The following is a 13026-nucleotide window of genomic DNA, read 5'->3' as shown; positions in this document are numbered from 1 at the left end:
AGCGGAGCTTCGCGGGGGTGTTACTTCCGCGCCCGCCCTGCGGGCGGGTGCGCACTTTTCCAAAATGTCTGCGTTAACTTTTTACAATTACTTCAACTTGCCAAGTTCCGCTTTAATGGAATCCTTCTGCGCTTCAAAGTTTTTGAAAGTCATCAAAGAACCGTCCGCTTTGACGACGTAAACTTTCGGAACGTAGCCATCGCTGTAAAGTTCACCGAATTCGCGGGATTCGTCAAAGAAGACATCAATTCCCGCTTCATCCAATTTGAATTCATCGATATAACTGCGCACATCGCGCTTGGAATTGCCACCGCTTGCGATAGCGATGGATTTAATTTCCTTAAATTGCGATGCGATTTCTTTCACTTCGGGAGTCGCGTGGCGGCAGTGACCGCAAGTCGTCGAGAAGTAGAAAACGAAGAGCGGCTTTCCAGCGTAAGCTTGTAAATTTTCTGCGGAAACCGAAATGCCCGTTGCCTTCACCGCAAAATTTAATTTCGCTTGAGTTCCGTCAGCAAGAGTATCGCCCTTGAGCGGTTCAATCGCTTTCTTCACCGCTTCTTCTTCTGCTTTTTGCTTTTCCATCAACGCTTTGCGTTCTTCCATAATTTTATCGCGAAGACGTTGGCTTACCGCTTGAAGTGTATCCGGCAAAAGTTTTAACTGAATCGTCGTATCCGCAGCGCGAGCGCGGGCATCACGGACGCCTTGTTTGTAAGCTTCCAAATTCATTTCTGCGCCCGATTGCTGCTTAATCGAAGCAAATTGTGCACCGAATTGAACGCCCAAAAGATACGACGCATCTTTGATCATTTCTGATGGCATCGGACCCGGTTTTTTCGGCGCTTTCACCGTCACGGTATCCGTCGAATCCTGCTTGAACTGCGGCATTTTCGCCATCATAATGGAACGCGCACGCGTATTCATACTCTGCGCAATGGAAGCCATCACCGAATCCGGATGCTTGATTTTAAAAGCGGTGTCCGTCACCATTTTAAATCCATCTTCGAGAGCTGCGTAAAATTCCGCTTCATCCATTTTAAATTCGAGTTGTTCCGTTTCGACGGTATAAGTTTGCGCGCCGAATTGTGAACCGAGCATATAAGCCATTTTCACATCGTCTGCAGCATTTGAATCCACTTTTACCGATTCAGACTTTCCCGAGTTGCAAGCCGAAAGCGAAACCGACAAAGCGGCTGCCGACGCTGCAAACGCAAGAGTACGTAATTTCATTTCAATGCCTCCTTGGCATATTTTTAGTCTAGCATAAAGTAGTAAATTTTCTAAATTCTAGTCCACTATGAAGCTTTCTAAGTTCTTTTATACTACGCTCCGCGAAACGCCGAGCGATGCGACTATGCCGAGCCACATCTTTTTGATGCGCGGCGGTTATATCAAGCCACTTTCCACGGGAATTTATAGCTATCTGCCGATGGGTTTCCGCGTTCTCAAAAAAATCGAAAATTTGATTCGCGAAGAAATGAATGCGATCGACGGACTCGAAGTCAATTTGCCGGTTGTGCAAACCGCAGAACTTTGGAGCGAATCCGGACGTTATACCGCTATCGGCGAAGAACTTTTGCGTTTCAAAGATCGCAACAATCACAATATGGTTCTTGCGATGACGCACGAAGAAGCGATTACCGATCTCGTCCGCTATGTCGTTTCAAGCTATAAACAACTTCCGGTGATGCTTTATCAATTTCAAACGAAATACCGCGATGAAGCACGTGCCCGCGGCGGTCTTATCCGCGTCCGCGAATTTTTGATGAAAGATGCTTACAGTTTCCACACTTCGCAAGAAGATTTGGACAAGCATTACGAACTCGAATACAAAGCGTATCAAAATATTTTCCGCAAAGTGGGAATTGAACCCGTCATCGTGCAAAGCGATACCGGCATCATGGGCGGAAAAGTGGCGCACGAATTTATGCTCGATACGCCGAACGGCGAAGATTATTTGATTCTCTGCAAACATTGCGGTTACCAAGCAAACCGTGAAATTGCGACCTTCGAACGCGTTCCGTATCAAGGCGATGCCAACGCTCCTCTTGAAAAAGTTCCGACGCCGCATGCAGCGACCATCGACGATCTTTGCAAATTCTTAAATGTCAAACCGGAAGCGACTGCGAAGTGCGTTTTCTTTGACTTTAACGGAAAACTCGTCACATGCCTCGTCCCCGGAAATTTGGATGTTTCGGAAATCAAATTGCACAATTTGTTAAAAGCAAAAGAACTTTACCCCGCCGAAGATTCTCTCATTGAAAAATGCGGTATGGTTCCGGGATTTGCAAGTCCGATCGGCGCTCACGATTCCATCGTCATCGTTGATACCGCCCTCGAAAATTCCTACGATCTCGTCGTCGGCGCTAACGAAAAAGGCTTCCATTATTTGCACTGCAATCCGAAGCGCGATATGAGCGGTTACCAAGTCGCCGACATCGCCGAAGCCGAAGAAGGCTGCAAATGCCCGAAATGCGGAGAACCTCTTTCAGAAACCCGCGGCATTGAACTCGGAAATATTTTCAAGCTCGGCACAAAATTCTCGAGCAGCATGAACGCGAAATTCCTCACCGCCGACAGAAAAGAAGAACCTATCGTCATGGGTTGCTACGGAATTGGCGTCGGCCGTTTGATGGCTTCTGTCGTCGAAAACAGTCACGATGAATTCGGACCGATTTGGCCAAAAACCATCGCACCTTTCCAAGTTGAAATCGTGAACATCGTCAAAGAATCCGATGTTGCCGACAAACTCGAAAAAGAATTGGAAGCCGCTGGCTTTGAAGTCTTAGTCGATGACCGCGATGAACGCGCTGGCGTGAAATTCAAAGACGCTGACTTGTGGGGAATTCCAATCCGCATTGCGCTCGGCAAAAAAGGCCTCGCCAACGGACAAGTCGAATGGAAGCTCCGTTCCGAAAAGGATATGACGATGGTCAACCTTTCCGATGTCGTCGAGAAAGTCAAAGAATTTTACAAATAAAAAATTCTTGCAAAAAGCGTCCCATTCGGGACGCTTTTTTTATGCGCACAAATTCACGCTGAATTTCTAATTTTTAATCATGGCAGACAACGTCAAAGACCGCAGCATTATTAGCCTTTCGTGGCCACTCATCATCACATTTGGCATTGGCGTTTTTCAGCCGATGATGGACAGTTGGTTTCTTTCGCGGACAAGCGAAAGCGCAGCCGCTGGCGTCGGCGCTCTCATGCCGATTTTAGGCACCATCTTTATGGCGATCCAAGCTTTTTCGCAAGCGGGAGCAAGCATCGCTTCGCAATTTATGGGAGCCAATTCTTCGAGCCATGCGCGTTCCACGATTTCGATGGTCCTTGTCGGCAGTTTACTTTTGGGCGTTGCGATGACTCTTCTCGTATTTCCTTCGTCCAAGTGGATTGTCCACGCTCTCGGACTCGATGGCGATACCGCAAAATTCGGCATTCAATTTTTGCAAATCGTCTGCTTTGGATTTGTCTTCCGCGCGCTTCAAACAACGCTCACCGCGATGATTGCGACTCATGGGCTCACCATTTGGAATCTCATCGGCAATTCAATTACGATTGCGCTGAACATCGGGCTCAACATCATCTTTTTAAATGGAATTTTCGGAATTCCGAAAATGCATGTCGAAGGAGTCGCTCTCGCGACCGCGCTTTCGTGGGCATTTTCCAGCGGAATTCTTTGGCTCGTTCTGCGATTTAAAGTGCATCACAAAACAAAAAAAGTGGACATTAAACGTTCGCGCGTTGTCCTCGGCGATTGGATTCGCATCGGGCTTCCCGCTGCCGCAGAACCGGTCAGCTTTCAACTTTTCCAAGTTTTCATCACTGCGATGGTCGTGCACTTAGGAACCTTAGCAGTAACCGCCCGCGTCTTTAGCGCAAACTTTGCAATGTTCGCCATTATCTTAGGCGTCGGACTCGGAAACGGAAATCAAATTCTCGTCGCCCATCTCGTCGGTGCACACGATTATCAAAAAGCAAATCGCCGCACGTTTCAATCACTCATCGCTAGCAGCAGTTTAGGATTTCTCGTCGCGTTAATCGTCGCCCTTTTAGGACCGCACTTGATGAGTTTTTACACGAATAATCCCGAAGTCATTGAACTCGGCAGCGCTTGCCTTTGGTGCGATGTAATTCTTCAGCCGTTTAAATCGGCAAATGTGATTTTAACCGGATCACTCCGCGCAGCGGGCGATTCAAAATTCCCCGCCATTTTCGGAAGCTTAATGATGTGGACTCTCGGCGCGGGCACCGCACTTTTCCTCGCTTTCGTTTTGGATCTCGGTTTGATAGGGCTTTGGCTCGGCATGGCAAGCGATGAATTTTACCGTTCTTGCGCAAACCTTTGGCGTTGGAAAAGCGGACGTTGGAAAAACGCAACCGTCGTCTAAATTAAAGCGAAGTGCTTAAAATTTCTTCAACTTTCGAAACGATTTGATTGCGGTCGCCACACCAATCGGGAGCGATTAAAGTTTCATTTTGCGCTTCGCCGCTAAAGCGTTCAATCGCCACATCTTTCCCGACAATTTGAATGAAACGCGCAACAGCTTTGCAATAATCGTCAAAAGAAAGCAATTCAAATTCTTTCCGCGCAAAAGATTCTGCAAGTCTTGTGCCGCGGACAATATGAAGCGGGTGAATTTTCACCGCAGACATTTTCGTTTCCCGAATGACTTCTGCCGTCCTTTCAAAATCGCGAAAATTTTCTCCGGGAAGTCCGAGAATCACATGCGACGAAACGAGAAGCCCCGCAGCATGCGCCCGCGAAGAGGCTTCACAAAAATCTGAAACCGAATGGCCGCGCCCAATCACTTTTAAAGTTTCCTCATTCGCCGTTTGCAATCCCAATTCCAAAATCACCGGCTTCCGCGAATTTTCATAAGCGAGAAGTTCCAAGACATCATCGGGAACGCAGTCTGGACGCGTTCCAATCGCAACGCCAGCAATTTCATTTGACGCAAATGCGGGCTCGTAAATTTCGCGCAATCTTTCCACAGGCGCATAAGTATTTGTATAAGGTTGAAAGTATGCGAGGATTCCTGCGTCTTTATATTTCCTTCGAATCCGCGGCAAAAATTCTGCAATTTGTTCTTGCACGCTGACGCTCGCTTTATCCCAAACCGGACTGAACGATTTATTGTTGCAATAACTGCAGCCGCCTTTTCCATTAGAACCGTCTAAATTCGGACACGACATCCCGCCCGAAAGCGGAAGCTTCCGCACGCGTTTAAAATCCGGAAAAACTTTTGCTAAAAATTCTTTGTAAGTCGTGTAAAATTTTTGCGCACTCATTAGAAATTTTCTTCAAACGCTTTTTTGGCGCTTGCTCCAAATAAATTCACTGCATCATTTTTTTGCACAAAGCGAAGCATTGCTTTCACCGCTTTTCCCGAATAAAAATTCCAAATCAGCGGATGCGTTAACGCTTGCATTTTTTCTTCATCGATTTCTGCAGCATTCGTTTTGTAAACGGGGAAATGTTGAATTGCAACATGATTTTCTTCTGCAATTTTTGTCAAATCCGCAGCCGTTTCTTGCGCCGAAATCCACGCGATTTTTTTCGTTTTTCGAATGCGCAAAAATTCAGGGAAATTTTTTGAGGCACCTTCTAATGTTCCCGCTGCCGCAACCGAAATTCCTTGCTGCAAAAGGAACTGCGCCGTTTTTTCGCCCGCCGTAAAAATCGAGCCATTAAAATTTTTAAGCGCATCGCAAGCGATCATCGCAGCCCGCGGGCTTCCGACAAATGCCGCATCGCATTCAAAAATTTCTAACGAAATTTCCGTCTTCGAAAATTTTAATGCGGGAATATGCAAGACAACATTTCCTTTTGCCTTTTCACTTTCGACAAATTCTTTCGAAGGCGCATCGATTTTTGTAAAAATCAAATTCACGTTAATGTTCCGCGTTCCAAAATGCGGCAATCGCTTCGGTTCCTGCGACATCCGACGGTAAACGAATATTTTTTTTGCGGCATTCGGCGATAAATTTTTCCGCAAAATTTTTCAGACTTTTTTCGCAAATATTTTCCGCTAAATCTTCTGCAGAAAATTTCTGCGCAAGCCGTAAAAAATTTCCATTCGCCGGATCCGAAAGGTAAGCCGTAAACAAAAAATTTTTATTCTGCGGTTCTAAAATAGCGCCCATCGGAACACGGCATCCGCCGCCGAGAAGATTCATCCATAAACGTTCTGCGCGCGCAGCAATCACCGTCGTTTCGTCGGAAATTTTTTTCGCAATTTCTTTGGCGCGCAAATTGTTCACGCAGCTTTGAATTGCGATAATTCCTTGTCCAATCGCCGGCGTAACATTTTCCACCGCAAAAATTTCGGAAATCGATTTCGCAAGTCCCAAGCGATTTAATCCCGCAGCGCCGAGAAGAATTGCATCCAATTCTCCCGTTTTGACTTTTTCAATTCGCGACGGTAAATTCCCGCGCAAATTGACGCAATGCACATCGGGCCGCATCTTTTTTAATTGCAGCACGCGCCGCGGTGAACCCGTTCCAATTTTCGCATTCGGTTTTAAATCGTCAAAACGCACACCATTTGAAACCAAAACATCCCGCGGATTTTCGCGTTTTAAAAATCCCGAAAGTTCAAGTCGCGCATCCATCGAATCGGGAACATCTTTGAGAGAATGCACCGCGATGTCAATTCGATTTTCCAAAAGCGCTTCTTCAATTTCTTTGACAAAAACGCCTTGCCCGCCGAACGAAACTAGAGAGCGCACATGATCTTTATCACCGCTCGTTTTGATGACGCAAATTTCTGCCTTCAACTGCGGAAATTCTCGTTGAATCAAATCTTGCGTTAAATGAGCTTGCGCCAAAGCTAGAGCACTTCCGCGCGTTCCGATTCTCACCGTTTCCATATTTACCCTTTTTCGTCTTCTTGCAAATCGAATAATTTTTCTAAAATCAAACGGCTTTCGAGCCCGAGTCCTGCTGCGCCCAAATGTTTGAGTTCTGCAGAAGGCGTGTGCAAAATTTTTGCGATGAGTTCGTCAGCAAATCGCCGCAGCCGTTCAAAGTCTTCGGGCGAAACGCGATGTTCCCATTTGGCGAGAACTTCTTGTTCAATTTTAAGATGATGATTTCGCAAAGAAAGGACGAGCGGAATCACGCCGAGAGTCGCATACCATTCGGCAAATTCATCCACAGCGTCGCCGATAATTTCGCGGGCGCGTTCCGCTGAATGTCTTCGCTTGCTGCGATTTTCTTCGACGACTTTTGTGAGATCGTCAATGCAAAAAAGCGAAACGTCTTTAATGTCTTTTGCGGCGGGATCGATATTCCGCGGCGCTCCGATGTCGATTAAAACGAGTTTATTTTTCTTCTCCGCAGGAATCATTTCGGCGGTAATTAAATATTCCGGAGTCGATGCCGCTGCGATGAGTAAATCTAATTTCGGTAAAATCTGCGAAATTTGATTCAATTCAAAAGCTTCGCCGCCAAAACGCGCTGCAAAATTTTCTGCCCGCGAAAGAGTCCGATTGAAAAAAGAAAATCGCGTGACTCCCGCTGCCGAAAGTTCCACCGAAGCGATATTTCCCATTTCGCCCATGCCGAGAACGCCGACATTCAACGCGGCGAGTTGACCAAATTCTCGCAAAGCGAGCTGCACCGCAGCAAACGGAATCGAAACAGTTCCGTCGCCAATCGCAGTATCTTCGCGGACTTTTTTCCCGACGCTCAACGCCGTCTGAAAAAGATGACTGAGGAAAAATCCTGCGCTTCCCGTTTTTTGCGCTTTTTGAAACGCATCTTTGACTTGCCCCATAATTTGATTTTCCCCGAGGACGAGGCTATCGAGGGACGAAACGACCGAATATAAATGTGCAATCGCTTCGGTATGAGCCAAATAAAAGCAATGCGGAACGAGTTCTGCGGCATCCAAATGCGAAAATTCCGCCCACCAATTTACCAAAGTATCGCGTAAATCTTCGGGATAAAGAGTCGCTGCGTAAATTTCGGTGCGATTACACGTCGAAACGATGACCGCTTCCGAGAGTCCAGGAAGATTTTTCAAGCTCAAAAGCCCTTTTTCGAGCTGTTCCCCCGAAAAACCGAGCTTATCCCGCAAGGCGACGGGGCACGTTTTATGACTTGCGCCGAGCACGACGCAATGGGTATTTTCTTTGTTTTTCATCACTTTTTCGAGTATCTAAGCTAGAAAATTTTTCGGACGATACCATTCAAAAAATGATTATATATATTTAGGGCAGAATATTTTTCGGAGTGTACGAATGAAGTCTACGCTATTCGCATTTATCGGCATCCTTGCTATGACGGCTTTTGCTGCCGACAACTATACGATTCAAAGCTTTTCCGGTGAAGAAGCGGGAACTCCCGACGAATTTATCGACGCAGAATTTGGTGGATCGTTAAAAATTTCCTCTTCTGGAACCGTAGAAAATGTGCAAAGCGGACGCTTTTATGTTCGTCAAAAGTTCGAAGATCCGTTTGGCGAATCGCCGACGACTTATCAACTTTACGAAGGACGCGAAGGTTCGAGAAAGTCGGAACTCGCCGAATTTTCTCTTCCCGATGGAATCGCTTACGGTTTCGTCGTCAAAGCAAAAGCGTATTCGAGCGAATCTGCTGATGCGAACAGCGACCTCGAAAAAGTTTACTTCGACGGCAAGTCCGTTTTTGCCGAAGGCGTTTCGGCGATGTTCGTGCACCGCGGGGTGAAGACCATTGCACTCGTTCCGGTAAATGTGGAATCGAGCAGCTCCGAAGGGGATGTTTCTTCGTCGAGCGATGAAATGTATGCAGCCGCAGCCGCCGTCCCCGAAAGTTCTTCTTCCTCCGATGACGATGAATACTGCGACGATGACGATCCGGATTGCGAAACCGAAGACGATTACAATTACGATGTGAAAGGCGATGTCAGCGAAACCGCTAACCGCGCCAACGATGAAAGTTATGCAGCCGATGAAGCTTCGAACGATGTCACAAACCGTTTCGGTATCGCAGATGAAGTTCGCAAATGGAGCGCTTGGGGTCTTGTCGGTGTCGCCGCTCTCGGTATCGGCGTCGGTATCTACGATCAAATGCAATACAGCGATGCAAAATCGGCTCACGACGATGTCAGCGATTTGATGGATAAGCACAAAGAAAGTATCGCAGCCGCTTGCGGTGGCAAGAATTCTTGCTACGAATCCGTCGTCTGGTACGAATCCAATGACATTGCATACCAAAACGGCACTAAGCAAGAACACGCTGCTCTTTACACTTTGAAGAAGAAAAAGAGCAAGAACAAAGATACGATGGATTCTTATTCCACTGCTCGTAATATCTGGTTCGGTATCGCCGCACTTTCTATTGCGGGTTCTATCGTTCTCTTCACTTGGTAATGGCTACCGGAAAAATTACAGTTAGAGATATGGGCTTTGAGACAATTCTCGGAGCCCTTTCTTTTGAGCGCGAAAAGCCACAGCCCATCCGTTTGCACTTTTCGTTATGGCTTGATTTTGCCCCGATTGCCGCCTCCGATGACTTGAACGCCACCGTAGATTATGCAGCTCTCTCCGAAGCGTTAAAACGCTACATTCAAGAATCCAAATTCATTCTCATCGAAACTCTCGTCTCGAAATCTGCGGAATTTCTTCTCGCTCAATCCGAGAAAATTCAAGCGGCTTGGGTCAAAGTGGAAAAGCCCGAAGCTCTCCCCGGAAGCGCTGTTTCGGAAGCCGAAATAAAAATAACGAGAAATGAAAAGAATTAGAAATGGAAAAGATGGCGCTCTGCGGGCGCCATCCATTTTATTAAAAAGCTCGGTATCGCAAAGCTTCTGCAACATCGCCATTTTCTACGGGAGCATCGACTGCGTTTTCACCGTCTTTCGCAATGCGCAAGTCAGCGATGCTGCGGGCAACTTTTAACATCCGATAATAGCCGCGGGCACTTAACTGCATTTTATCGGCGGCGGCTACTGCAAAATGTTCTGTCGCGGTACTCATCTGCGCAAAAGCTTTCGTCGCATCGCTAGACATTTCAGCATTCGCACGAATTTTTTTCCCAAAACGTCGCCGCTGCAAATTTCTTGCGGCAATTACCCGCTCCCGAATTTCTGCCGAAGATTCCCCCGCTTTCTTTTGCATCAAACTCTGCGGATCGGTAGAAGGCACCGCCACCTGAATATCAATGCGATCGAGCATCGGTCCCGAAATCCGTTGACGATAACGGCGAACGGCATCGGGCAAACAAGTGCAATCGCGTTTCGGATCCATCGAATAACCGCATGGACACGGATTCATCGCAGCCCCCATCATAAATCGCGCAGGCCACGAAACCGTTCCGCAAGCACGACTAATGCGGATAATTCCTTCTTCCATCGGTTCCCGCAAAGCTTCCAATACGTTGCGATTAAATTCCGGCAATTCATCCAAAAATAAGACGCCATTGTGCGCTAAACTCGCTTCCCCTGGGCGCAAATGCGCTCCTCCCCCCACGAGTGCGACCATCGATGAAGAATGATGCGGAGAACGAAACGGCCGACGATTCAAAAAGCGTTCTGTTCCTGCAGCCCCTAAAACCCGCATCGATGAATAAATCTGCGTACATTCCAAAATTTCTTCATCCGTCATCGGCGGTAAAATTCCCGGGAGACATCGCGCGCTAAAAGTCTTCCCCGAACCCGGTGAACCCACTAATAAAAAATTATGCGCGCCCGCCGCCGCAATTTCTAACGCACGTTTTACCCCTTCCATTCCCACCACAGAACGAAAATCCGGTGCCGAGGAATCCACAACAGAATTTCGATGTGAAATTCCTTGCGACCGTAACGGAGTCACCCCAGACTCGGGCGCAACCGCCTCGATACACTCCGAAAGTGTGGAGACGCCAATCACCGCAAGTCCTTCCACCAAACTCGCTTCGGCTACATTTTCCCTCGGCACCACAAAAATATCATTCTCTTTAGAAAGGCTCATCGCGACCGATAAAACACCGCGGACCGCTTTGACTTTTCCATCTAAAGAAAGTTCCCCCATAAACACAAATTTTTCGGGATTGTCTGCGGGGATTTCTCCACTCACAATTAACATTCCCATCGCTAACGGCAAATCTAAAGAAGTCCCCTCTTTCTTCAAATCTGCGGGCGATAAATTCACCGTCATCCGGCTGCCTGCAGCCGCATAACCTGAACTTCGAATACTAGAAACAACGCGTTCCCGAGATTCGCGAACAGCATTATCCGGTAAACCTACCAAAGTGAATCCGGGAAGACCCGCCGAAGAATCCACTTCGACATTTACTGGGATTGCTTGAATACCCAAAAGACAACTTGTGCGAATTCTCTGAAACACGTTGCAATTCCTTAAGCTGCTGCGATCATTTCCTGGTACTTTTCCAAGATGCAATTTTCGATGTGTTCGCGGCATTCTTTGGTAATCGGAAAGAAAATGCTGCGATATTCATCGCCCTTGTAAAAGGGATCATTCGGATAACCGACGAAAAGTCCGTTTTCCCCATCGACGACGCGGAGACCTGTCAACTGCATTTGATCGTTCAGCACAACCTTTGCCAAGGCTTTGATATGTCCCATATTGACGCCTTCCTTAAACGGAAATACGCGGACATTGGTGACGACCAAACAATCAAATTCCGAAGTCTTCGGCAAAGACTTGACTGCGGTCTGTTTTTCGGTGACGTTCTTTTTCATTTGCATAAATGCACTCCTTAAAAACCCCAACATTAGGGCAATCGCATAAATGCAAAATGCGTGCCAAAAAGAAAACAGCCCGTTTTTTGAAAAAACGAGCCGTTTTGAAAAATTGAAATGATTTTAATCGATCAATTTAAGCGATTAATCAGCCTTTAATCGCATCGGACATACTGAACATCGGCATGTACATTGCAATCATGAGGAAGCCGACTGCGCCGCCGAGCACCACCATGATAAGAGGTTCCATCATCGAAGTCAAAGCGTCAATTGCCGCATCCACTTCTTCGTCATAGAAGTCCGCAACTTTCAAAAGCATTGAGCCCAACTGACCAGTCTTTTCGCCCACGCCGACCATTTGAATCACCATCGCAGGGAAAATTCCGGTTTCTTTCATCGGTTCTACGATACTTTTACCGCCGGCAAGTCCCACGGCAATTTTCATAATCGCCGCTTCAACAACCGAGTTACCCGAAGTTTTCGCTGTTACCTGCAACGCTTCTGTCACCGAAACGCCCGCATTCAAAAGAGTTCCAAGAGTGCGGCTAAAACGAGCCACCGCACTTTTGATTTGCAAGTCGCCCACTTTCGGCACTTTTAACAAAAAGCGGTCAAACGCAAAATGGAGCTTGGGCACTTTCATCACGACTTTAAAGGCGACGATAATCGAAACCGCACCCAAAATCCAGAAGGCAGCGTAATCGCGGATAATATCCGAAAGGTCCATCACGAATTGCGTCGGACCCGGAAGTTCACCGCCGAGTTCTGTAAACGAAGCGGCAAATGTAGGCACCACGAACGAAAGCATCAAAATCACGACGACCACGGCGACGACTGCGACCATCACCGGATACGTAAGCGCTTTTTTCACTTTGCGCACCAAGCGTTCATTGGATTCTTGATAGTCAGCGAGACGCATTAAAATGCCATCGAGAATACCGCCCGCTTCACCGGCTGCGACCATGTTACAATACAATTTATCGAAGACTTTCGGATGCTGCGTTAATGCATCGGCAAGGCTAGAACCGCCGCTAATCGACATCGTGAGTTTATGCACCACATCGCGCATCGCAGGATTATCCATTTGCTCTTCGAGAATCGTCAAGCATTGTAACATCGGAAGGCCCGCCGAAGTCATCGAGCTGAACATACGCGTAAAGCGGGAAATGTCTTTTGACTTAATGCCCGAACCGATTTGAATTTTGAGTTCGAGCGGTTTCCGCTTAACGCTTTCGACCACTAAATGCTTGCGACGTAAAAGCGATTCCGCTTCGTTTTTATCCTTCGCCTCAATTTTCCCATTAAACTGGTTCCCTTGAGTATTCTGCGCCTTATAAAGGAAAACAGGCATGGA

The 13026-nt window shown here is 47.2% G+C and carries 12 protein-coding genes; 4 read left to right on the top strand and 8 right to left on the bottom strand.

The features are described 5' to 3' along the window. Positions 1–87: 87 nt before the first annotated feature. Entirely contained in the window at positions 88–1233 is a 1146-nt protein-coding gene (locus tag B0H50_RS07780; protein ID WP_106198685.1) for an FKBP-type peptidyl-prolyl cis-trans isomerase N-terminal domain-containing protein, read from the bottom strand. Between the two features lie 67 nt (positions 1234–1300). On the opposite strand from B0H50_RS07780, the gene B0H50_RS07775 reads away from it, so the two are divergent. Beyond that, on the top strand, positions 1301–2983 hold the full coding sequence (locus B0H50_RS07775) for a proline--tRNA ligase (protein WP_106198684.1): 1683 nt from the start codon (positions 1301–1303) through the stop codon (positions 2981–2983). 79 nt (positions 2984–3062) lie between these two features. Next, positions 3063–4394 (top strand): MATE family efflux transporter, encoded by a 1332-nt coding sequence (locus tag B0H50_RS07770; RefSeq protein ID WP_233244636.1) that lies wholly within the window; start codon positions 3063–3065, stop codon positions 4392–4394. Position 4395: 1 nt separating this feature from the next. Here the strand turns inward: B0H50_RS07770 and B0H50_RS07765 are convergent, their stop codons facing one another. Genes B0H50_RS07765 through hemA form a run of 4 tightly spaced genes read right to left on the bottom strand, consistent with a single transcriptional unit; the run spans position 4396 to position 8153 of the window. After that, complete coding sequence (locus B0H50_RS07765) at positions 4396–5295, bottom strand: TIGR01212 family radical SAM protein (protein WP_106198682.1); 900 nt, start codon at positions 5293–5295, stop codon at positions 4396–4398. After that, on the bottom strand, positions 5295–5948 hold the full coding sequence (locus tag B0H50_RS07760) for a uroporphyrinogen-III synthase (RefSeq protein ID WP_106198681.1): 654 nt from the start codon (positions 5946–5948) through the stop codon (positions 5295–5297). Before B0H50_RS07760 ends, B0H50_RS07765 begins: the two co-directional genes overlap by 1 nt. Then, positions 5899–6876, bottom strand: coding sequence for a hydroxymethylbilane synthase (gene hemC, locus B0H50_RS07755; RefSeq protein ID WP_106198680.1), 978 nt, complete (start codon positions 6874–6876; stop codon positions 5899–5901). Before hemC ends, B0H50_RS07760 begins: the two co-directional genes overlap by 50 nt. Before the next feature lie 2 nt (positions 6877–6878). Then, the gene (gene hemA, locus B0H50_RS07750; RefSeq protein WP_106198679.1) at positions 6879–8153 is read right to left on the bottom strand and encodes a glutamyl-tRNA reductase; all 1275 of its coding nucleotides are present in this window, start codon (positions 8151–8153) and stop codon (positions 6879–6881) included. Between the two features lie 97 nt (positions 8154–8250). On the opposite strand from hemA, the gene B0H50_RS07745 reads away from it, so the two are divergent. Both B0H50_RS07745 and B0H50_RS07740 read left to right on the top strand, forming a co-directional pair. Next, on the top strand, positions 8251–9363 hold the full coding sequence (locus tag B0H50_RS07745; protein WP_106198678.1) for a hypothetical protein: 1113 nt from the start codon (positions 8251–8253) through the stop codon (positions 9361–9363). Further along, positions 9363–9734, top strand: a complete 372-nt coding sequence (locus B0H50_RS07740; protein ID WP_106198677.1) for a dihydroneopterin aldolase — start codon at positions 9363–9365, stop codon at positions 9732–9734. Before B0H50_RS07745 ends, B0H50_RS07740 begins: the two co-directional genes overlap by 1 nt. A gap of 40 nt (positions 9735–9774) precedes the next feature. On the opposite strand, the gene B0H50_RS07735 is transcribed toward B0H50_RS07740, so the two are convergent. The 3 genes from B0H50_RS07735 to B0H50_RS07725 form a co-directional block, all read right to left on the bottom strand. Then, positions 9775–11316, bottom strand: a complete 1542-nt coding sequence (locus tag B0H50_RS07735) for a YifB family Mg chelatase-like AAA ATPase (RefSeq protein WP_109587519.1) — start codon at positions 11314–11316, stop codon at positions 9775–9777. Between the two features lie 11 nt (positions 11317–11327). Beyond that, positions 11328–11678 carry a SpoVG family protein gene (locus B0H50_RS07730; protein ID WP_233244633.1) on the bottom strand — a complete coding sequence of 117 codons (351 nt, stop codon included), beginning with the start codon at positions 11676–11678 and terminating at the stop codon, positions 11328–11330. 142 nt (positions 11679–11820) lie between these two features. Then, a complete protein-coding gene (locus B0H50_RS07725; protein ID WP_106198675.1) occupies positions 11821–13023 on the bottom strand; it encodes a type II secretion system F family protein in 1203 nt (400 codons plus the stop codon). Positions 13024–13026 lie beyond the last annotated feature (3 nt).

It is taken from the genome of Hallerella porci, from assembly GCF_003148885.1.
In the GTDB taxonomy this organism is placed as follows: domain Bacteria; phylum Fibrobacterota; class Fibrobacteria; order Fibrobacterales; family Fibrobacteraceae; genus Hallerella; species Hallerella porci.
The sequence above is the reverse complement of the archived record's forward strand: the minus strand, read 5'-3'. Positions and strand labels throughout refer to the sequence as shown.